The sequence below is a fragment of the Marinobacterium sp. MBR-111 genome (genome assembly GCF_040547585.1).
In the GTDB taxonomy this organism is placed as follows: Bacteria; Pseudomonadota; Gammaproteobacteria; order Pseudomonadales; family Balneatricaceae; genus Marinobacterium; species Marinobacterium iners.
On the sequence record NZ_JBEPQA010000009.1, the window covers coordinates 67,574 to 89,846 of the forward strand.

Sequence of the window (22,273 nt, forward strand, 5' to 3'; positions counted from 1 at the left end):
CAGTTTACCGCAAACAGGCAGTCAAGTCCTCGCTGCCGGAACCAAAACGGGATGCTCGATACCAAAGTTCCATACCCTGTGAATTACTCTACAGACCCGAGTCGAATTGCCTTCATGCATACATGTTATGCACTAAAGTATTCACAATCCACAAGCCTTTTCGATGCGGTTGATAACCTGATCCGTTTTGCTCACATATTCTGTGCAAAACCTCATGGATAAGTTCGGGAAAGTGTGCAAAACAAAACAATAACTCTCTGTAAATAAAAGATATTTCAAAAGCGTACAATTCTTGATCGAGATAGGGATGGTTTTCCTCAGGCCTGTTTTGTCAACCCCAATCCAGGCACCAATTCCGTTAAGTTAACGCTTTATCTGAAGTAGAGCATGATTTTTATTCACACCCAGACAGGATCATAAAACACCCCTCCTTGGGCCTGTGCATGAAACCTGTATGGGCTGAGGATGAAAGTCCAGAATGTTCCTCAGGGACGCCGCGCCATCCACCACGCGTCTTCCCAGTATGGGTTATCCAGCCGCGAGATCATCACGCCACGACTGGTAGACGCGTGGATAAATTCGCCATTGCCGATATAGATGCCGGCATGTCGCTGCTTCCAGCCAGTCTTGAAAAATACCAGATCAGCCGGTTGCAGCTGATGCCGCTTTACCGGAGAACCTATACGGGCCTGTTTTTCGGTTGTACGGGGTAACTGGGTGCCATTTAGATCTGCATAGACCCGCCGGATAAAGCCGGAACAGTCCACACCTGAACGGTCCTGGCCACCGTAACGATAGGGGGTACCTGCCCACTGGCTGTAGTGGTCAAGGAGTTGCTGTCGCTGTGGATGATGCAGATCAGCGGGCGTATGGCCATAACGCGGAGCGCTGCTGCAACCCGCCAGCAGCAGCGCCATGAGTGTCAGCAACGTAAGTGAGCGTGGCATGACCGTCTCCTGAAGTATTCATGTTTAATGTTTAACCACTCAAGGCATTCAAGGTCAAGCCAATAACCCGCTTCAGTGCAGCTCTATCACGCGCTTTCTGCTAGTATGCTCGCAACTGATTTCAAGCGAGAAAAAACCCGTGTTTGCTGACCTGATGCTGCATGACCGCCTGCTCAAGGCGATCGATAAACTTGGCTTTACCCAACCTACAGCCGTACAGCTGGCGGCACTGCCCCCGGCACTGGAGGGCAAGGATCTGATCGTGGGCGCCGAAACCGGCAGCGGCAAAACGCTCGCCTTTGTTATTCCCATGTTGCAGCACTTTCTGGATAACCCATCGCCCAATACCGGTACCCGTGGCCTGATACTGACCCCCACACGCGAGCTTGCCGAGCAGGTGTGTCAAAGCGTCAAGGATCTGGCCACTTTTACCCGCGTCACCACCATGACCGTCTGTGGCGGCACCGGCTTTAAGGAGCAGGCCGCCGAGATGCGCAAGAACCCGGAAATTCTTGTGGCGACTCCGGGCCGTCTGATGGAGCACCTTGAGCGTGAAACCCTGGATTTCGGAGATCTGGAATTTCTGATTCTGGACGAAGCTGACCGCATGCTGGACATGGGCTTCCGTGACGAGGTGCTGGCGATCACCGAGATCTGCCGCAAGGATCGCCAGTCGATGGTGTTTTCCGCCACCCTGACCCATCCCGGTGTGCATGACCTGCTACCGCAGGTGTTGAACGAGCCGGAACAGCTGCTGCTGAACACGCCGCAAAACGCGCAGGCCAATATTCAGCAGCAGATCATTCTGGCCGATGACGACAAGCACAAGGAGCGTCTGGTGGAGTGGCTGCTGGCCAACGAAACCTATGACAAGGTGATCATCTTCACTAACACCCGCGTCAAGGCGCAGTGGCTGGCCAAGAGCCTGCAGCGCCAGAACCGCCGCTCCGGAGTCCTGCACGGCGAGATGAGTCAGGATGAGCGCAAGCATGTGATGGGGCTGATGCGCAGCGGCAAGATCAATATCCTGGTTGCCACCGACGTGGCCGCCCGTGGCCTCGATATTCAAGGGCTGGATATGGTGATCAACTTCGATATGGCACGCAAGGGTGACGAACACCTGCACCGCGTCGGCCGTACCGGACGCCAGGACAAGCCGGGGTTGGCGATCTGTTTGATCGAGCATACCGAATGGAATTTGATGTCCAGCATTGAGCGTTACCTGCGCATCAAATTCGAGCGCCGCACTTTGAAAGGTGTGGAAGCCAACTACAAAGGGCCGAAGAAGCTGAAAGCCTCGGGCAAGGCTGCCGGTACCAAAAAGAAAAAGAGTGACGGCAAGGACGGCAAGAAGTCAGCCGCCAAATCCGAGGGCAAACAGCGCCTGCGTGATCGCAAACAGGTGGGCAAGCGCCGTACTACCGCAGCACCCAAGCCCCCTGCCGATCTGGTCGATGGCTTTATGCCGTTGAAGAAAAAACGTTCCGACAGCGACAGCTGATCCCGCGTTGTACTGCCACTGATGCCGGCCCGCTGCTTCCTGCAGTGGCCGGCTTTCACCATCGCCTCCACCCCGACCTGTCCCCAGCGCATCAGAGTTCTCACCCAAAGAGCGATCGCTCTTTGTTGTTATAATCGCAACTTAATTTCGCAAAAACGACAACAAAAAGCATTATTTTTGCCCAATCCAGGCCACTGTTTTACATAATTGCAACAATCAAACTACATACATTCCCGCATTCACTGCTAGAATCCGCCTCCACCAGACTGCATAAATATTAATCACTATCAGAATATGCAGGCTTGTTGACAACAAACAGGAACGACCATGTCTTCAACTTCACGAATTTTGTGTTCGCGTTTGCGTGAGCGCATCATGAGCGCCGAGCAGGCTGCTGAACTGATCTCTCCCGGCGCCAACGTCGGCATGAGCGGCTTTACCGGTGCCGGTTATCCCAAGGCTGTACCCGCGGCGCTGGCCGAGCGTATTCGCCATCACAATGCCACCGGCGGCAAACCGTTTCGGATCAATGTCTGGACCGGTGCCTCCACTGCTCCCGAGCTGGATGGCGCACTGGCGGAAGTGGACGGTATCGAAATGCGCCTGCCGTTCCAGAGCGACCCTATCTGCCGCGGACGGATCAACAGTGGCACGATGGAGTATGTGGATTACCACCTGTCTGAAGTGTCGCAATACGCCTGGTCAGGCTTTCTCGGCAAGATGGATATCGCCCTGATCGAAGTCGCCGGTATCCGCGAGGATGGCAGCCTGATCCCTTCTTCGTCCGTCGGTAACAACAAGACCTGGATCGAGCAGGCCGACAAAATCATTCTTGAGGTCAACGCCCAGCAAAACGCCAAGCTGGAAGGGATGCACGACATCTATTACGGTACCGCCCTGCCCCCCAATCGCAAACCGATCATGCTGACCCATCCGGCGGATCGCATCGGTGAAGCCTATCTGCACTGCCCTGTGGATAAAGTGATTGCAGTGGTGGAAACCTCGGCGGCGGATCGCAACTCCCCGTTCAAGGCACCGGATGCCACCTCCAGGCGGATAGCCGAGCACATTCTCGAATTCTTCCAGCGCGAGATCGAAATCGGTCGCCTGCCGAAAGAGTTGCTGCCGATTCAGTCCGGTGTGGGCAACATTCCCAATGCGGTACTGGAAGGATTGGATGCAGGCCCGTTCAAAAACCTGACAGCCTTCACCGAAGTGATTCAGGACGGCATGCTGAAGATGCTCAAGTCCGGTACCCTGGGCGTTGCCTCGGCCACCGCCTTCTCGCTGAGTCCCGACGGCATCCGCGAGTTCGATGAGAATATCGACCTGTACCGCGACAAGATCATTCTGCGCCAGCAGGACATCTCCAACCATCCGGAGCTGGCCCGTCGGCTCGGCATCATCGCCATGAACGGGCTGATCGAAGCCGATATTTACGGCAACGTGAACTCGACCCACATTATGGGCAGCCGGATGATGAACGGTATCGGCGGTTCAGGGGATTTTGCCCGCAACGGCTATCTGTCGATCTTTGTCTCGCCCTCCACGGCCAAGGACGGCGCGATCTCCTCCATCGTACCGATGGTGTCCCATGTGGATCACACCGAACACGACGTGAAGATCATCGTCACCGAACAGGGTCTGGCGGATCTGCGCGGACTGTCACCCCGCCAGCGTGCCCATGCGATCATCAACAACTGTGCACATCCGGATTTCCGCGAACGCCTGCTGGACTATTTCAACCGCGCCTGTGCCAGCGGTCGCGGCATGCATACGCCACACCTGCTGGATGAAGCTCTGAGCTGGCACCAGCGCTATGAAACCGAGGGGCGGATGTAACCCGCCCCTCCATCCCGATGCTCTAAGCGTTTGGCGCCCCTCCTGAGGCGCCTTTTTTTTGCCTCGTATTCCCCGACGTCCGGACTCCCGTTCCGTACAGGATCTGTTACCCTGTAGTGAGTCAATCGGGCTGCCTTGGCAGTCCTGCAGGAGGGTACATGGACAACTCTCAACTCTTGCTGTTACTGGTGGCGCTGGCGCTGGGCATGTTGATCGGGCTGCAGCGCGGCTGGCACGAGCGCAATACACCCGCCGGCGGTCGTATTGCCGGAATCCGCACCTTCGGTCTGCTGGCCCTCAGCGGCGCACTGGCCGGATTGCTGACAACGCCACTGGGACCCGGCATCGCCATCGCCATGGGGCTGGCAGTGACGCTGCTGCTGGGGCTGGCGCACTGGCTCGATTCGAATGATGACCACGACTACGGCATGACCACCGTTGTGGCCGGGATCGTCACCTACCTGACCGGCCTGCTCACCGTACTGGGCGACCTGAGCCTGGCCGTTGCCGTGGCGGTCATCACCACCATCGTGCTGCACTTCAAGCAGACACTGCATCAGGCGCTGGAGCACCTGAGCGACAGCGAGATGCGCGGTATCCTGCAGCTGGCTCTGATCTCGGCTGTACTGCTGCCGGTACTGCCCAACCAGAGCTACGGCCCTTGGGATGCACTTAACCCCTACGAAATCTGGCTGATGGTAGTGCTGATCGCCGGTATCAGTCTGGCAGCCTACTTTGCCATGCGCCTGACCGGGCCCGACAAGGGGGTGATGATTACCAGCATTCTGGGAGGGCTGGCATCCAGTACCGCACTGACCCTGAGTCTGGCACGCATGAATGCCCGCGTGCCCATGCCTCGGCTGCTGGCCTGTGGCATTCTGCTGGCCTCGGCCATCATGTATCCACGCATTCTGCTCGAAGTGGCTGTGATCAACCCCGAGTTACTGCCGCCGCTCCTGCCTCCGATGCTGGCCATGATGCTGGCCTGCGTAATCAGCGCAGTGTGGCTCTGGATCAAACGAGAACCCTATGCAGAAGTGGATACCAGCAAGCTCTCGACACAGCCCTTCCAACTGATCCCGGCCCTTCAGTTCGGCCTTTTATTGGCGGCCATCCTGCTGATCGCTCACGGCATTCGAGAGCATATGGGCGAGCAGGGGCTGTGGCTGGTGTCCATTGTCGCCGGCCTGACCGATGTTGATGCCATCACGCTGACGCTGGCTCGCATGGCACAGGACAGCATCGGCAGCGAAACGGCCGTCACCGGAATTACCCTGGCCGCGATCACCAACACATTGGTCAAGGGTGGTCTGGCACTGTTTGCCGGCCATGCTTCACTGTGTCGCCCGCTCTGGCCCGGCTTGCTGTTCGCAGTTGCCCTGGCACTGCTAACCTTATGGATACTCTGAATCCGCAATCAATGGATGCTGACATGCACGAGACCTTGCTGAAACCCGAACAGTTGCGCCATCGCTGTGACCTTGAAGCGCTGGGCATCACCTCAACCACCGATATCACGCCAGACTACTCGGTTCTGGGGCAATCACGGGCGCTGGATGCGATTCAGTTTGCCATCGGCATGGATCATCCCGGCTACAACATTTTTGTCAGCGGCTCTACCGGCGTCGGCAAACGGGAGCTGGTATCCCGCATCGTCAGCGCCGAGGCCGCCAGCGGTGAAGAACCGAGTGATTGTTGCTACATCCACAATTTCGACCGCCCCAACCAGCCGTTCAAACTGATCATGCCCCGAGGCATGGGGCAAAACCTGCATGAAGATCTTCGCAAGCTGATTGAAGTCCTGCTGCTGCGTGTTCCGGCGCAGTTTAAAAGTGATGAATATCGTAACCAGCTGCAGCAACTGAACGACGAGTTTCAGGCGCGAGAGGAGCAAAACTTCAAGGCACTGGGGCAGAAGGCGCGCGAGTCCGGTATCACCCTGATGCGTACCCCCGGGGGCTATACGCTGGGACCGGTACGTGACGGCAAGCTGATGACGCCGGATCAGTTCAACCAACTGCCGGAGGAGGAACGCGCCAAAATCAAGGCGGCGGTGGACGAGCTGAACGAGGAGCTGACAGAGCTGGTACATGAAGTCCCCAAAATGCACCAGGAGCATCAGGCACGCATTCGTGAGCTGGAGCAGGAAACCACCCAGGGCGTTATCGATCCGGCACTGAACAACCTGCGCCAGAAGTACGGCAGCCATACCGAAGTGCTCGACTTCCTCGATACCATCCATCAGGACATGATCGAGAATGTGGACGACTTTTTCCCCTCGGAAGAAGAGGAGCGTGCCCCGCTGCACAAACGTGCCCGCTCCGGTAAGTTCCGCCGTTATCAAATCAATGTGCTGGTGGGGCATGAGAAAAACGGCGGTGCGCCCGTTGTCTACGAGGACATTCCCAGCTACCAGAATCTGATCGGTCGAATTGAGTACGAAGCTCACTTCGGCACTTTGAGCACCGATTTCAGTCTGATCCAGCCCGGTGCTCTTCACCGCGCCAACGGCGGCTACCTGGTGGTGGATGCCCAGAAACTGCTCTCCTTCCCTTTTGCCTGGGAGGGCTTGAAACGTGCCCTGCGCAACCGTGAGATTCGCATCGACCCGCTGGAAAAGATGTACGGCATCAGTGGCACCCGCTCGCTGGAGCCGGAGCCGGTTCCGCTCAATGTGCGCGTGGTGCTGATCGGAGACCGGCGCCTCTACTATCTGCTCAAGCATTACGATCCGGAGTTCACCACCCTGTTCAAGGTCTATGCCGACTTCGCCGAAGGCTTTGATCGTGACCGCGAGAACCTGCAGGGCTATATCGGCCTGATCGCCATGCTGGTACGTGAAGAGGGTCTGACGCATTTTGACCGCAGTGCGCTGGAAGCGGTGATCGAACACAGCTCGCGCCAGATGGACGACAGCGAAAAGCTGTCGCTTAACCGCGGGCAACTGATCGACCTGCTGCGCGAGTCCAGTTTCTGGGCCTTGCGCCAGGGCGCATCACAGACCGGTCGCAGCCATGTGCAGAAAGCGATTGAGCAGCAGCGCTACCGCAGCAGCCAGTATTCCGAACTGCTGCAACAGCAGATCGAACGCGGCACCCTGATCGTCAACACCAGCGGCAGCGCCGTTGGGCAAGCAAACGGTTTGTCGGTATTCCAGCTGGGCGATCAACGCTTCGGCAAACCCAGTCGAATATCGGCCACCGCCAGAATGGGTACGGGGCGCATGCTGGACATCGAGCGTGAAATCAAACTGGGGGGGCCGCTACACTCCAAGGGGGTGATGATCCTCGGGGCTTGCATCGGTGCCCGTTATGCCCGTAACCAGCCGCTTTCACTCAACGCCAGTCTGGTGTTCGAACAGTCCTATGGCCCGGTGGATGGCGACAGTGCTTCAGCCATCGAGCTTTGCGTGCTGTTGTCCGCCATCACCGGTTTACCGCTGAAACAGAGTTTTGCCGTTACCGGCTCGATCAACCAGCATGGTGAAATTCAGGCAATTGGCGGCGTCAACGAAAAAATCGAAGGCTTCTTTGAGCTGTGTTGCTCCCGTGGGCTGGATGGCAGTCATGGCGTCATCATTCCGGCCAGTAACGAGCCACACCTGATCCTGAGTGAAGAAGTGGTGGATGCCTGTCGCGAAGGGCAGTTTTCCATTCACGCTGTCAGCCAGTTGGATCAGCTGATTGAACTGCTGTTCGGACGAGAAGCCGGGGCTGCCGACCGTGAAGGGCGTTACCCACCCTCTACGGTAAACGGCATGGTACAGCTGCAACTGTCGGACTGGGCAGAACAGGCGCGCAAGCTCGCCGCCAAGGGAGATGACTAGTCTTGTAAACCTTTCACTCACGCCACAGGCAGGAGGATTCAAACGATGAACGCAGATGAGGTGACACAAACCCTTACACTGGGGTCGAAACAATATACTTACAGCAGTCTGAAACAGGCTGCCGACTCATTGGGTGATATCAGCCGACTGCCCTGTTCACTCAAGGTACTGCTGGAAAATCTGCTGCGCCATATCGATACCGATGCGGTACAGCTTGAAGATCTGCAGGCACTGGTGGACTGGCAGCATCAAGGTGGCCACTCCGAGCGTGAGATCGCCTACCGCCCGGCTCGTGTATTGATGCAGGACTTTACCGGCGTTCCCGGTGTGGCTGACCTGGCCGCCATGCGTGATGCCGTTGCAGCGCTCGGGGCCGACCCACAACAGGTCAATCCGCTGTCGCCGGTGGATCTGGTGATCGACCATTCGGTGATGGTAGACCATTTTGCCAGCGCCGATGCCTTTCATGACAACGTCAAACTCGAAATGGAGCGCAACCACGAGCGTTATGCATTCCTGCGCTGGGGTCAGACCGCGTTTGACAACTTCCGCGTTGTACCACCGGGCACCGGTATCTGCCATCAGGTCAATCTAGAGTATTTGGGTCAGACGGTTTGGCGTGAGGAACGCGACGGCACAACCTGGGTTTACCCGGACACACTGGTGGGGACCGATTCCCACACCACTATGATCAACGGCCTTGGCATTCTGGGGTGGGGCGTGGGCGGCATTGAGGCCGAGGCCGCGATGCTGGGACAGCCGATCTCCATGCTGATTCCCGAGGTTGTAGGCTTCAAGCTCACCGGCGCACTGCGCGAAGGGATCACCGCCACCGACTTGGTCCTGACCGTGACCGACATGCTGCGCAAACATGGGGTGGTGGGCAAGTTCGTCGAGTTCTACGGCGACGGTCTGGCGCAGTTGCCACTGGCCGACCGTGCCACTCTGGCCAATATGGCGCCCGAATATGGTGCTACCTGCGGTTTCTTCCCGGTAGACGAGGAAACCCTGCGCTACCTGCGCCTGTCAGGCCGCAGCGAAGAACAGGTCACACTGGTCGAGGCCTACTGCAAAGAACAGGGCCTGTGGCGCAACGCAGGCGATGAGCCGATTTTTACCTCAACACTGGAGTTGGACCTGGATACCGTAGAAGCGTCGTTGGCAGGCCCGAAGCGGCCTCAGGATCGAGTCTCGCTGAGCCAGCTGAAATCCCGTTTTGACGAACTGATGGCGCTGAACCTCAGTGCCCCTCCAGCCGATGCAGTGAGCGATCTGGAAGACGAGGGTGGACAACCCGCCCCCGGTGCGTCCGGTGAAGTGGACGTGGAATACGCCGATGAGCGATTCAAGCTTCGGCACGGCGCAGTCGTGATTGCGGCGATCACCTCCTGCACTAATACTTCCAACCCCGGCGTAATGCTGGCGGCCGGCCTGTTGGCACAGAAGGCGGTGGCAAAGGGGCTGACGCGCAAACCCTGGGTCAAAAGCTCGCTGGCACCCGGCTCCAAGGTTGTGACCGAGTACCTGCAGGCGGCCGGGCTGAACAGGGCACTGGATCAACTCGGTTTTAACCTGGTGGGATACGGTTGTACCACCTGTATCGGCAACTCCGGCCCGCTGCCGGAGCCGATCGAGATCGCCGTGCGTGAGCAGGATCTCACCGTTGCATCGGTACTGTCCGGCAACCGCAATTTTGAGGGCCGCGTACACCCGGCCGTGAAAACCAACTGGCTGGCCTCGCCGCCGCTGGTGGTTGCCTTTGCGCTGGCCGGTCGGGTGGATATCAACCTGGCCGATGAGCCGCTCGGAACAGACCGAGATGGCAAACCGGTCTACCTGAAAGATATCTGGCCCAGCCAGGCCGAAATTGCCGAAGCGCTGGAGCAGGTCAACACCGAAATGTTCCACCGTGAATACGCTGCGGTCTTTGATGGTGATGCCCAGTGGCAGTCGATCGAAGTGGCCACTGGCAACACCTATGACTGGCCCGATTCCAGTTATATCCAGCAGCCCCCCTTCTTTACAGACATGAGCCGAAAGCCCGAGCCGGTCGAGGATATCATCCGTGCTCGGGTTCTGGCATTGCTGGGTGATTCGGTCACCACCGACCATATCTCGCCTGCGGGCGCGATCAAACCAGACAGCCCTGCCGGTCGCTACCTGCAGCAACTGGGCGTAGCGCAGAAAGACTTCAATTCCTATGGCTCTCGTCGTGGCAACCATGAAGTGATGATGCGTGGCACCTTTGCCAACGTACGTATTCGTAACGAGATGCTGGACGGGGTAGAAGGGGGTGAAACCCGCCATTTCCCCAGCGGGGAACAGTTGTCGATTTACGATGCAGCCATGCGCTATCAACAGGAAGGACGAGAACTGGTGGTAATCGCCGGTAAGGAGTATGGCACCGGCTCGTCACGCGACTGGGCCGCCAAGGGTACGCGCCTGCTCGGCGTGCGAGCGGTAATCGCCGAATCGTTCGAGCGCATACACCGCTCCAATCTGCTGGGCATGGGGGTATTGCCGCTGGAGTTTGTCAATACCGACCGCAGGCAGCTGGCGCTGACCGGCGAGGAGGAGATCAGCCTGACCGGGCTGGATCAGCTCAAACCACAGCAGCAGTTGACCTTGAAAATCCGTTATCCTGACGGGCGCGATGTTCAGGCCAGCGTGCGCTGCCGCATCGATACCGGCAACGAGCTGGCCTACTTCCGCCATGGCGGGATTCTGCACTATGTGCTGCGCCGGATGATCGGCGCTGCCTGATCAGGTTCGGAAGTGCACCACCATATCGTGCATTTCGACCGCCAGCCGTGACAGTTCGCGGCTGGCGGCACTGGTCTGGTTGGCACCGGCTGCGGTCTGGGTGGACAGATCACGGATGTTGACCAGATTCTGATCCACTTCACGGGCCACTTGTGCCTGCTCTTCGGCGGCACTGGCGATCACCAAATTGCGGTCATTGATCTGGCCAATTGACTGGAAAATCTCTTCCAGGGCGGTTGAGGCCGTATTGGCCCCCTGCAATGTGCGTTCGGCGCGCTCACGGCTGGTTTGCATCGACTGCATCACGTTGTCGGTACCTTCACGCATCGCCTGAATCAAGCGCTCAATCTCCGAGGTGGAAGACTGTGTACGCTGTGCCAGCGTGCGCACCTCATCCGCCACCACAGCAAAACCGCGCCCGGCCTCTCCCGCCCGCGCCGCTTCGATCGCTGCGTTCAGCGCCAGCAGGTTGGTCTGCTCCGCTACATTGTGGATCACATCCAGAATCTGACCGATGTTGCGACTGTGCTCGGCAAGCTCACCGACCTGTTTAGCTGTATGCGCCACATCTTCCGCAACCGCATGGATGTCGGTAGTGGTAATACGCACCCCTTCACGGCACTGCACCGCCAGTTGATTGGATGCCTGCGATGCTTCGGAAGTGGTCACCGCGTTGACGGCCACATCATCCACCGCCGTGCTCAACTCTGTTATGGCCGTGGCGGCCTGCTGTAACTGATCACTCTGTTGCTGCAGGCCGCGCTGGCTTTCATCGGTCACCGAATTAAGCTCTTCCGCCGCCGATGCCAGCTGGCTGGATGACTCCATCAGCGAGCGGATCATGCTGCGCTTGGTCTGCTGCATCTCCTGCAACGAACGGAACAGATCACCGATCTCATTACGGCTTGCGGTATCAATTGCACGGGTCAGGTCGCCCGATGCGATCGCCTGAAAATGGCTTTGCGCCAGCAGCAGCGGGTCGATCACCTGACGCCGCACAAACCACAGGCTCAGACTCACCAGCAGGAGTGCCAGCAAAGTCACCGCTATCGCTTCTCCCGTGGCCAGATGGTAGGTGCCTTCCGCCGCTTCCATGCGCTTGGCGTTGTTGATACGCATCTGTTGCTGAAACTCCAACAGCGCCGCATAGTAACCCTCACTGGCGTCCCGGGCTTCCAGGTTCGCAGCCAGGAATGCGTCGCGGTTACGGGCCTCCAGCGCCTTGTTCAGACGTTCAATCGCCTGTTGGAACTGTGTGAAACGGCGCTCCATCTGCTGCGCGATCGGCCGGATCAGGTCAGACTTTTGCGTAACAACAAAGGGCTGGAACAGCTCGGCCGCTTCCCGCGCAAAGCGCACCGAAGCATCATGACTGAAGCGGGCATTGTCCAGATTACCATTCTGGTATTCGGCTTCGGCACCTATCACCGCGAGTCGGGCACGCAGCACAGTGATCAGGGTGTTGGTGACGGGCACCGTTTGTTCACGCGTGATCCGATCCAGTTCGGCCAATGCACGATGGGCATCACGGGCGGCCAGCCAGGCGTTGATACTGGTCAGAACGAGTACGGCACTGAAGGTCAGCAGAATGACCAGCAGTGCCGTACGAATTTTTACATGGTTGAGTTTCATGAGGGCCTTCTAAACTGTTGTTTAAATGCGACTGTAAACGATTAGGATTTTCGCGTATTCAGTCGCAGAAGGCACAACTCAAATCAGCAACGCTGTGTTGCAGCCTCAGGCTGCTTCCTGGCCCTGCTGCGTCAGCCAGTGATTGATGGCACCAATACCCTCCAGTACCGGCTGTGCAACCTGTTCCAGATCGGCATCCGGCTGCAGCGCCAAGTCGCCATCAAAGTTCACATAGGAAAGCCGCGCGACCAGTTCCTGCGCCGGCATGCCGAATGCCGTGCCCGGCAGCAGGGCAACACCGGCCTCTTCCAGCAGCGCTGTGCAGAGCTGATCCGAGCCGTGGATTCCACGTCGTGCCAGCTGGTCACGCCAGGCGGCAAAGTCCGGGAACAGGTAAAAGCCGCCTTCAGGTGAAGCAGTGGCAACACCCGCCTCGTTCAACCGGGCTGCAGCCGCGTTGCCGATCAGGCTCAAGACTTCACGCTCACGCGCTACATAGGCCTGAACATCCGGCCCAAATGTATAGGCCTCGATGGCGGCATACTGCACCGGAGAGCTGACGCAGGACCAGGTCTCGGATGCCACACCAAGCAGACGCGGCAACAGATTTCCCGCCAAGGCTTCCGGCACATGCATCACGCCCAGGCGCCAGCCACCGGCTCCACACCACTTGGACAGCCCTCCGGTTACCAGTGTGCCTTCCGGATAGTAGCGCGCCAGTGAACGATGCTGGCCTGTATGGTTGAGCATGCCGTAGATCTCATCACTGATCACCAGAATGTTGTAGCGTCGCATCACACCGGCCAGCGCCTGCAGTTCGGCTTCGCCGTAGGTGGTGCCACTGGGGTTGCCTGGATAGTTTAGCACCAGAATCAGCGGCAGTTCAGGCTGCTCACGCGCGGCACAGAACTTCTCCAACTGCTCGGCGCTCAGTCGCCAATGACTTTCTGCTGTGGTCTGCAGCCGATGTACCGCATGACCAGCCAAATGCGCCTGCGGCTCATAGGAGACCCAGCTGGGAGAAATCAACAGCACTTCGGCGCGAGTAAACGCCGCCATCACTGCATAAATCAGCAGCTTGCTGCCCGGACCTATCAGTACACGCTCAGCCTGCCAGTCCACACCATCCTGTTCTCGATGAAATGTGGCTACAGCTTCACGCAGAGGCTTCAGCCCTTGCACCGGCAGGTAGGATTTTTCTGCGGCGTGCTCGCTCAGGCGTGTCGACACCTCCGCCGGCACCGGAAAGGGTGACTGGCCAAAACCGAAACGAAACACCTTGCGGCTGGCTTCAAGTGCACCGGAGCGCTCGTTGATCAGCAGTGTTTCAGAGTGGTTGATGGGGCGAAGATAGGCATCGACTGACATGATTGCGGGTCCTGTGGGTATTGATATGTGGGGTAATATGGACCAGCTGAAAATCTTTTCAATAATCGACTATCATATGGAAAATTATTTTCATATTTCAGATGGATTTTCCACCAAATTCCTTATTTATCTTTTATTTTCATAAAGATATGAATATGAGGCAAAAACGGGATAAAAAGGAATAAAAATGCGATGAGTACCCCTTTCACCTTTCCACCCGGCTCGCTGGCTCAGCTGCGCAAGCTGCCATCCCTGCTCAAGCGCGGCGAGTTGCAGCTGCCAATGGGCAAACGGCTGCTGAACGCGCTCTGTCTGATGCTGGATGATCCTCGCCTGGTCGCGACCCAAAGCATCACCGAGCTGGCACAAGCTACGGGGGTCAGCCCCGCCTCCCTGACCCGGCTGGCCAAGCTGCTGGGCTTTACCGGTTTTGTGCAGTTTCAAGCCCTGTTCCGTCAGGCACTGAGCCAACCGGGACGCTACTACAGCGCACAGGCCAGCGCACTGGTGAGCGGTGATCAAAATGCAAGTATATCCAGCCGGGTCGGTCAGCATCTGCAGCGTCAGATCCACAACCTGACCCAAAGCGCCGGCCAACTGAATGAAGAGCAGCTGCTGACGGCTGCCGGGATGCTGGTCAAGGCGCGCCGTATCCGTGTGGCGGGGCGGCGCCAGTCATTCGGCTTGGCGGTAATGTTCAGTTACATGCTGGGACTGATTCGCGATGATACGGCGGTGGTCGGCGCGGCCGGAGAAGGTCAGGCGCAGGCGCTGGCCGAGCTAGGCAAGCGCGACCTGCTGGTGATGTTCGGTTCCGAGCCGTACAGTCGGGATTCGGTGATGCTTGCCCAGGTGGCACATCAATATGGCCTACCCCTGCTGACCCTCACCGACAGCCATCACTCCCCCCTGGCACAGCTGGCCGATTGTACCCTGATCAGCTCTGGCGACAGTCCGCTGTACACCAACAGCATGATCGCGAGCCAGTTTTTGAGTGAAACCCTGTTGTTGCAAACGGCCCGCCTGCTCGGTGAAGATGCGGTGAAACGGCTGAGCCTGCGAGAGGAGTTAATCAATCGACTGAATGACGAATTTTAATACCGGCTTCAGCCAGACCTTCCGTCTGATCCACAACTTCAAGGATGGACTGAGTCTCCAGTACCTCAGTGTAAAGCCGATAACCGTTACGCCCATCCTGTTTGGCCGCATAGAGCGCGGCATCAGCCTGCCGCAGCACCTCTTCATGGTCTTCGGTGTGGGTCAGACTGGCACCAATACTGAAGGTCATGCTCAGGGATGCACCGCAGGGTGTTCTGACTACCTGACCGCGGATTACTCGCAGCAGACGCTCACAGATATGTTCGACCAAGCCCCTGTCTGCATCACGGATCATGATCAGGAATTCGTCCCCCCCCCAGCGTGAGGCCGCGTCATACTCACGCAACACCGAACGCAACACCGTCGCCACCACCACCAGGGCTTCATCGCCGACAGCATGACCGTAGCGATCATTGATCTCCTTAAACAGGTCCAGATCGATCCAGATGATGCCCAGTGGACGACCTTCGCGGGCACTGCGCTTGAGCTCTTCCCGCAAACGCTGATCCATGCCGCGTCGGTTCAGCAAGCCGGTCAATGGGTCGGTCTGGCTGAGCTGGTTCAGCGCTTCGGTCCGCTCCTGTACTTTCTGCTCAAGGTTAGTGCGCGCCTCGTATACCTCACGACTCATTTTTTCGAACTCTTCCACCAGCCGTGCGACTTCACCACTGGCACGCACGTTCAGTGGCTCGCCGGTGTATTCTCCCTTACGGAAACGTCGAATGGCCCGGTCCAGCGCCTGAAGAGGCTCCAGCACCACCCGGCCCAGTACAATGTGAAACACCAGTACCGTAATCAGCAGCGAAATACCAAATATCATCAGAATGGAGTTGAACCGACTCAGCGGCAGCAAGCGGTGCAGATCCATCAGGGTGACTTCATACCAATCAATATCAGGCAGATATGCCACCCCGGCAAGATAGCGTTTGCCATCGAGGGTGACAAACCGACTGATCACTTCCTGGGGGTCTTCCTTCACCTGCGCCATGGCCTGCTTCAACTGTGTGTAGTCTTCGCCCGGCATCATCACGCTCAAACGGCTCTGTTCATTGTCATTCTTGGTGAGACTGGCAAAATCGATCATCGACTGATCGCGATAGAGCTGGATCGCGCCCTGATGATTCACGAACAGACTGGTGATGCCCTCTTCACCGCTGTCGACAATGTCATTGAGGAAACTACTGAGATTGAGGCCGGTACCGGCAACTCCCAGAACCTCACCCGAGGGATTACGCAGCAGCACATCCACCCATAGCTTGGTAACGCCGAGGTGAGCATCAGGGTTAACATTGATATGCAGGTCGCGGTTCTGCTCGATCAAATCGAAGAACCAGCGATCTGCCGGCTCAGAGGCACTGAGCCGGTAACGCATCTGGTCGCCGGCAAACTCGTTTTCGGCATTGTTGTAATAATAGTGCCCATTGCGCAATATACCGAGGAAATAGTTGCTGTCGGTAAAGCTTTCGCGGTAACGCTCCAGCTCCATCAAGCCATGATACTCGGCGAGGATGTTATCCGGGTCTTCCAGCCATTCGATCAACACCGGTGAACTCGACAGCTGACGTGCAAGCACGATCTCACGCAGCAGCGGTTGCAGCACCCGCTCCTTATCGTAAAGAACCTGCTTTTCAACGTATCTGAGCGCCCACTCCGTAATGATCCGTTCTGCCAGGGTCTGAACCGAGATCCAGACAGCAGCGGCTGACGCAAGAATCAGTACGACTGCGAGGAGGCTGAGCCTTGATTTAAGATTCAACCAGCACTTCTCCCCTTCCTCGACCCTGAGGGTGTGTCACTATTTGGTGACATATGAATGTATTGAATGACTATAGATGATAACTGATCGGTTAACCGAGAAAAGTAAAAAATCCGCTCAATGAAAAATCTTTTCCCTTTATAAGACATTTCTTTCGCGCATTGCCTCAAGGGCACCACTGATCCAGTGTATCCAGATAGTTGGCCCGCTCCCAGCCGGAGGGGTCCTCGGCACGGGCATAACTGACACTGCCGCGCAGCTGATCCAAAGATTCATATTCATGTTGATCCAGCCAGTTCAGGATCGTGTCCCGCATCTGCTTCAGCACACCCTCTCCCTGCTGCATCAGCACGCTGGCCAATTGAGCGACTTCGGCACCGACGAGCTGAGTGCGAATAACATCTTCACCGGTATGCACGCCACCGGTAATCGCCATATCCAGCGCCACCTGAGCACGGATGATTGCAGCCCAGCGCAGACGCTCATTCAACTCGGCCGGGCTGGACAGCTGCAATTGGGGTTTTATCTTCAGCGTATCCAGATCCAGCGTTGGCTCAATAAAGCGGTTGAACAGGACCACCGCATCAGCACCCGCTTCACGCAACAGGTTCACCATATGCACCGGGCTGGAAAAGCGGGACGACAGCTTCACCGCCAGCGGCAACTGCGGTACGGCTGACCGTACTGAGGTGAGGATATCCAGATAACGCTGTTCCACTTCGGCGCCACTCTCGCGTACCGAAGCCGCTATATGATAGATGTTCAGCTCAAGTGCATCGGCGCCGGCCTGTGCCAGTTGCACGGCATGCTCTGCCCAGCCGCCTCGGCTGACCCCGTTGAGGCTGGCGATCACCGGTACTTTCAGGCGCGACTTCATACTCTGCAGCCGTTCGAGATAGTGTTCTTCAGCGGTACGGAAGGCATCAGGTACGGGCAGGAAATCATCCGATTCAAAGTGCCCTATTTCCTGTTCATACAAGAAATGATGCAGCAGCTCATGGTCACGGCTGCACTCTTCCTCAAACAGGCTGTGCATGACAATGGCCGCGGCTCCTGCATCTTCGAGCCGACAGGCGCCATCCAGTGTGGCTGTCAACGGTGAAGCTGAAGGCACCAGTGGACTATCCAGTTCAAACCCCAGATAGCGGGTATGCAATCGCTTACTCATTCTGGCCTCCTGTTTCCGGCTCTGTGCCGGCAGGCGCACTCTCTGCCGATGCACTTTCTACGGCGGACCAGCTCAGTCCGGCCAATTGTTCATAGCGGTGGTAGCGTTCGTTAACCTCCCTCTGGGCCTGCTCCAGAAACACCTTGGACGCTTCGGGGTTGGCCCGTGCAAGCATGCTGAAACGCGCCTCGGAACGGGCGAACTGAGCATAGGGGATGGAAGGCGGTTTGGAATCCAGTTTGAGCGGATTCTCGCCCTGCTCGGCCCGGCGCGGGTCGTAGCGGAAGAGTGGCCAGTGACCGGATTCCACCGCCAGGCGCTGATGCTCATGGTTGTCGCCAGACAGATTAAAACCATGCGCAATACAGGGTGAATAAGCGATGATCAGTGAAGGACCGTCCCAGCTTTCAGCCTCCTGAAAGGCGTGCAATGTCTGCATATCCTTGGCGGCATAGGCAACATGAGCGACATAGACGTGCTCGTAATCCATGGCGATACGGGCTAGATCCTTCTTCGCCACCGGCTTGCCGCCGGCGGAAAACTTGGCGACGGCACCGCGCGGCGTTGCCTTGGAAGTCTGGCCACCGGTATTGGAATAGACCTCGGTATCCAGCACCAGAATATTGACGTTACGACCGGACGCCAGCACATGATCAAGCCCACCGTAGCCAATATCGTAGGCCCACCCATCACCACCGATAATCCAGACACTGTGACGACACAGTTTGTCTGCCAGGTGATAGAGCTCATGCGCACGCAAGTCATCCATTCCCTGCAGGCGCTGGCGCAGCCTCGCAACCCGCTCCCGCTGGGCACGGATACCGGCCTCATCGTTCTGATCAGCCTGCAGCAACTCCTCCACCAGGTGCGCTTCCAGTCGGTCACTCAAGGCCTGCAGCAACTCAATAGCGTATTCCGTTTGCTTGTCCAGCGCGGCCCGCATGCCGAGGCCAAATTCGGCGTTGTCTTCAAACAGGGAATTGTTCCAGGCAGGTCCACGCCCTTCCGCGTTCATCGTCCAGGGAGTAGTCGGCAGGTTGCCGCCATAAATAGACGAACAGCCAGTGGCGTTGGCAACCAGCATGTGATCACCGAACAGTTGGCTGAGCAGCCGAATGTAAGGCGTTTCACCACAGCCGGAGCAGGCGCCACTGAACTCGAACAGCGGCTGCATCAGCATGGATCCTTTCATGGTGCTGGCCTTGAGTCCGGTACGGTCAAATTCCGGCAGCTGGCGGAAAAACTCCCAGTTAGCCCGTTCACGTACCAGGATATCGTCCTTGGGAACCATGTTCAGTGCCTTGCGGCTCTGGTTCGATTTGTCATGAATTGGGCATATCTCGACACAGAGGGTACAGCCAGTGCAGTCATCCGGCGAGATCTGATAACTGATCACGGTACCCTCAGGGAAGTCTTTCGCTCCCTTGATCGGCACTGCCTTGAAGCCCTCGGGCGCTCCTTTCACCAGTGTCTCGGGGAACGCCTTGGAACGGATCACCGAGTGCGGACAGACAAATACGCACTTGCCGCAGTGGGTACAGAGCTCCTCTTCCCATTGCGGCAACTCAAGTGCCAGATCCCGCTTTTCATAGGCCGCCGTGCCACTGGGCCAGGTACCGTCGATGGGCACCCGGCTGACCGGTATCCGGTCGCCGCGCCCAGAAATCAACTCTGCCGTGACTTCGCGCACAAAAGCAGTCGCGTCAGCAGCATTCACTTGGTGCATCGGTATCAGGCTCTGTGCCTGATCCGGCACGTCAAAGGGCTGCAAATGTGCCAGCGCATTGTCGATGGCTGCAATATTCATCTGTGCAATACGCGCGCTGCGCTTGCCGTAGGTGGACTCAACAGCGGCTTTTACCTGCGCAATCGCCTCATCCCTTGGCAGAATATCGGTCAGCGCAAAAAAGCAGGTCTGCATGATGGTATTGATGCGTTTGCCAAGCCCGACATCAGCCGCCACTTGATAGGCATCGATCAGCCAAACCTTCAGCTGCCTGTCGATCATCTGCCGCTGCACCGGCTGCGGCAGCGACTGCCAGAAAACTTCTCCCGTCAGAGGCGTATTGATCAGCACGGTGGCTTTCGGTTTTGCCTTTTCCAGCATCGGATAGCGATCCAGAAAAACGGGCTGATGACAGCCAACAAAATCAGCCTCACCGCTTTGAACCTCGTAGGCCGAGCGTATTGGCTCAGGACCAAAACGCAGATGCGAGACGGTGACCGCACCGGATTTCTTCGAATCGTAGACAAAGTGCCCCTGCGCAAACCGACCTGGCTTTTCTCCGATAATGCGAATGCTGTTCTTGTTGGCGGATACCGTTCCGTCTGCTCCCAGGCCGTAAAAAACGGCCTGCACCTGCTGTCTCGCGGCACGGTTGCGAAAGCTTTCATCCCAACGCAGGCTCAGGCGCGTGACATCGTCGTCAATACCGATGGTAAATTCACGCTTGCCTTCCGGGCGGGCCAGATGGTCGAACACCGCCTTGACCATGCCGGGAGTAAACTCCTTTGATGACAGGCCAAAGCGCCCACCCAGAATGCGCGGCAGTCCAGTGCCCCGCCAGGCATCTTCGCTGCAGGCGTTGAAAACAGCTGTGGTGATATCCTTGAGCAGCGGCTCGCCATCCGAGCCAGGCTCCTTGGTGCGATCCAGCACCGCAATGGCACGCACAGTGTCCGGCAGCTGTTGCAGCAGCCGCTCAGAGGCAAAAGGCCGGAACAGGCGTACGTTCAGCAGCCCAACCTTTTCGCCTTCGGCATTGAGATGTTCTACGGTTTCAACCACCGTCTGGCTGGCTGATCCCATCACCACAACGACCCGTTCGGCATCGTTGGCTCCGCTGTACTCATACAGCGAATATTGGCGGCCCGTAACCGCTGCAAAGCGATCCATTGCGTTTTGCACAATGGCCGGAAAGGCGTCGTAATAGGGGTTACACGCTTCGCGTGACTGAAAAAAGAGATCCGGGTTTTGTGAGGTGCCGCGAATAAAGGGGTGCTCGGGAGACAGTGCTCGGTCACGGCAGGCCCTGATCAAACCGGGATCGATCAGCTGCTGCAGCTGGGCCGTTGTAACCAGCTCTACCTTGCTGATTTCGTGGCTGGTACGAAAGCCATCGAAGAAGTGCAGCACCGGCACCCGCCCTTCCAGCGTGGCCATCTCGGCAATGGTGGCAATATCCATCACCTCTTGCGCATTGCCTGAAGCCAGGATAGCAAAGCCAGTGGTGCGTGCAGCCATCACATCGCTGTGGTCACAGAAAATTGACAGTGCGTGAGTTGCCACCGAGCGCGCCGCAATATGAAACACCGTCGGCGTCAGCTCACCGGCAATCTTGAACATGTTGGGGATTTTCAGCAGCAGCCCCTGCGAGGCGGTGAAGGTGCAGGTTTTGGCTCCGGCCTGAAGTGAACCGTGTACGGCACCAGCGGCACCGGCTTCGCTCTGCAGCTCAATCACTTCCGGCACACTGCCCCAGAGATTGGGGCGCCCCGCATTGCTCCAGCTGTCAGCCAGCTCACCCATCACCGAAGCCGGCGTTATCGGATAGATGGCGATGACATCATTGAGCTGGTGGGCGATGGTGGCAGCTGCTTCGTTGCCATCCATCATCCGTGTTTCTGACCTGGCCATGCCCAACTCCTGTTATCCGGGATTAAGCGTTCAGTATGGCAGATCCTGTAGTAGCCGAGATTGACCTGTGCCAACCTCAGCTACGCTCATTCAACGCCCCGTGAACTTAGGGCCCGTGAACAAAGGGATCAAACAGACTCTCCACGACCGAAAAGCACATCCACAAGATCCCGGAAACTGGACGCCTGAAGATTGATTTCGACCGGCACCTGCAAACGACGGGCAATTTCACTGGCAGAAATAATGCCGCAGATCTCCTGTGACTCCGGGTCAACCACCAGCATGTGCATGCTACCTTCATGACGCAGCGTCTTGAGCAGATCGCCGATGGTACCCTGTTGCAGGGCTGACAATGGCACTCCGCGCAGCTTGTCACGACTGACCATCACGTCCTTGATACTCAGGTCCTCACGCTTGAGGCCCAGGCTGGTAGCTTGGCTGAGCACCTTGCGACTTTCCAGATCGATCACGGTCAGAATGCCGCGGAAAGCCTTGCTGCTGTCGGTGACGATGACCGAACGCACATGCACCTTGCGCATCGCCTGGGTGGCATCACTGATGCTTTCGGTCAGATTCATGGTCAGTGGTGGTGTTTGACGAAAATCGGTCATCACCAGTTGTGCCGGTGAATCCAGGTTGGTGATGGCGTGATCTGCACCTTCAGCAAGGCGGGTGTAGTCCTCAAGGCCGATGGTTTTCAACTCATGGTAGTTCTTCATGTTCTTTTCCTCGCGC

Annotated in this window: 13 protein-coding genes; 6 read left to right on the top strand and 7 right to left on the bottom strand. The window is 57.5% G+C overall.

Annotated features, from left to right (window positions below):
• Positions 1 to 485: 485 nt before the first annotated feature.
• A complete protein-coding gene (locus ABIE61_RS08530; protein WP_354408544.1) occupies positions 486 to 947 on the bottom strand; it encodes a C40 family peptidase in 462 nt (153 codons plus the stop codon).
• Between the two features lie 139 nt (positions 948 to 1,086).
• On the opposite strand from ABIE61_RS08530, the gene ABIE61_RS08535 reads away from it, so the two are divergent.
• From ABIE61_RS08535 to acnA, 5 genes are all read left to right on the top strand, one after another.
• Complete coding sequence (locus ABIE61_RS08535) at positions 1,087 to 2,448, top strand: DEAD/DEAH box helicase (RefSeq protein ID WP_354408545.1); 1,362 nt, start codon at positions 1,087 to 1,089, stop codon at positions 2,446 to 2,448.
• Between the two features lie 327 nt (positions 2,449 to 2,775).
• On the top strand, positions 2,776 to 4,290 hold the full coding sequence (scpC, locus tag ABIE61_RS08540) for a succinyl-CoA:acetate CoA-transferase ScpC (RefSeq protein ID WP_354408548.1): 1,515 nt from the start codon (positions 2,776 to 2,778) through the stop codon (positions 4,288 to 4,290).
• A gap of 158 nt (positions 4,291 to 4,448) precedes the next feature.
• Positions 4,449 to 5,699 carry an MgtC/SapB family protein gene (locus ABIE61_RS08545; protein ID WP_354408550.1) on the top strand — a complete coding sequence of 417 codons (1,251 nt, stop codon included), beginning with the start codon at positions 4,449 to 4,451 and terminating at the stop codon, positions 5,697 to 5,699.
• Positions 5,700 to 5,722: 23 nt separating this feature from the next.
• Positions 5,723 to 8,116 (top strand): Lon protease family protein, encoded by a 2,394-nt coding sequence (locus ABIE61_RS08550; RefSeq protein ID WP_354408552.1) that lies wholly within the window; start codon positions 5,723 to 5,725, stop codon positions 8,114 to 8,116.
• A 45-nt stretch (positions 8,117 to 8,161) separates the two neighbouring features.
• A complete protein-coding gene (gene acnA / locus ABIE61_RS08555; protein ID WP_354408554.1) occupies positions 8,162 to 10,879 on the top strand; it encodes an aconitate hydratase AcnA in 2,718 nt (905 codons plus the stop codon).
• Here acnA and ABIE61_RS08560 read toward each other — a convergent pair whose 3' ends face one another.
• Positions 10,880 to 12,511: a methyl-accepting chemotaxis protein gene (locus tag ABIE61_RS08560; protein WP_354408557.1), complete on the bottom strand. Its 1,632-nt coding sequence runs from the start codon at positions 12,509 to 12,511 to the stop codon at positions 10,880 to 10,882. It abuts the gene before it with no gap.
• Positions 12,512 to 12,616: 105 nt separating this feature from the next.
• Positions 12,617 to 13,879, bottom strand: a complete 1,263-nt coding sequence (locus ABIE61_RS08565) for a pyridoxal phosphate-dependent aminotransferase (RefSeq protein WP_354408559.1) — start codon at positions 13,877 to 13,879, stop codon at positions 12,617 to 12,619.
• A 192-nt stretch (positions 13,880 to 14,071) separates the two neighbouring features.
• On the opposite strand from ABIE61_RS08565, the gene ABIE61_RS08570 reads away from it, so the two are divergent.
• Positions 14,072 to 14,977, top strand: coding sequence for a MurR/RpiR family transcriptional regulator (locus tag ABIE61_RS08570; RefSeq protein WP_354408560.1), 906 nt, complete (start codon positions 14,072 to 14,074; stop codon positions 14,975 to 14,977).
• On the opposite strand, the gene ABIE61_RS08575 is transcribed toward ABIE61_RS08570, so the two are convergent.
• The 4 genes from ABIE61_RS08575 to ABIE61_RS08590 form a co-directional block, all read right to left on the bottom strand.
• The gene (locus ABIE61_RS08575) at positions 14,952 to 16,733 is read right to left on the bottom strand and encodes a sensor domain-containing diguanylate cyclase (RefSeq protein ID WP_206836070.1); all 1,782 of its coding nucleotides are present in this window, start codon (positions 16,731 to 16,733) and stop codon (positions 14,952 to 14,954) included. The two genes, ABIE61_RS08570 and ABIE61_RS08575, sit on opposite strands and share 26 nt — an antisense overlap.
• Before the next feature lie 166 nt (positions 16,734 to 16,899).
• The gene (locus ABIE61_RS08580; protein ID WP_354408562.1) at positions 16,900 to 17,901 is read right to left on the bottom strand and encodes a dihydroorotate dehydrogenase-like protein; all 1,002 of its coding nucleotides are present in this window, start codon (positions 17,899 to 17,901) and stop codon (positions 16,900 to 16,902) included.
• Positions 17,894 to 21,538, bottom strand: a complete 3,645-nt coding sequence (gene nifJ / locus ABIE61_RS08585) for a pyruvate:ferredoxin (flavodoxin) oxidoreductase (RefSeq protein ID WP_354408564.1) — start codon at positions 21,536 to 21,538, stop codon at positions 17,894 to 17,896. The genes ABIE61_RS08580 and nifJ overlap by 8 nt, the downstream gene beginning before the upstream one ends.
• 128 nt (positions 21,539 to 21,666) lie before the next feature.
• Complete coding sequence (locus ABIE61_RS08590; RefSeq protein WP_091827279.1) at positions 21,667 to 22,257, bottom strand: CBS domain-containing protein; 591 nt, start codon at positions 22,255 to 22,257, stop codon at positions 21,667 to 21,669.
• Positions 22,258 to 22,273 lie beyond the last annotated feature (16 nt).

Coding starts and splice junctions, on each gene's coding strand:
- ABIE61_RS08530 (WP_354408544.1), bottom strand. CDS start 947: ATGCCACGCTCACTTACGTTGCTGACACTCATGGCGCTGCTGCTGGCG.
- scpC (WP_354408548.1), top strand. CDS start 2,776: ATGTCTTCAACTTCACGAATTTTGTGTTCGCGTTTGCGTGAGCGCATC.
- ABIE61_RS08545 (WP_354408550.1), top strand. CDS start 4,449: ATGGACAACTCTCAACTCTTGCTGTTACTGGTGGCGCTGGCGCTGGGC.
- ABIE61_RS08550 (WP_354408552.1), top strand. CDS start 5,723: ATGCACGAGACCTTGCTGAAACCCGAACAGTTGCGCCATCGCTGTGAC.
- acnA (WP_354408554.1), top strand. CDS start 8,162: ATGAACGCAGATGAGGTGACACAAACCCTTACACTGGGGTCGAAACAA.
- ABIE61_RS08560 (WP_354408557.1), bottom strand. CDS start 12,511: ATGAAACTCAACCATGTAAAAATTCGTACGGCACTGCTGGTCATTCTG.
- ABIE61_RS08565 (WP_354408559.1), bottom strand. CDS start 13,879: ATGTCAGTCGATGCCTATCTTCGCCCCATCAACCACTCTGAAACACTG.
- ABIE61_RS08570 (WP_354408560.1), top strand. CDS start 14,072: ATGAGTACCCCTTTCACCTTTCCACCCGGCTCGCTGGCTCAGCTGCGC.
- ABIE61_RS08580 (WP_354408562.1), bottom strand. CDS start 17,901: ATGAGTAAGCGATTGCATACCCGCTATCTGGGGTTTGAACTGGATAGT.
- nifJ (WP_354408564.1), bottom strand. CDS start 21,538: ATGGCCAGGTCAGAAACACGGATGATGGATGGCAACGAAGCAGCTGCC.
- ABIE61_RS08590 (WP_091827279.1), bottom strand. CDS start 22,257: ATGAAGAACTACCATGAGTTGAAAACCATCGGCCTTGAGGACTACACC.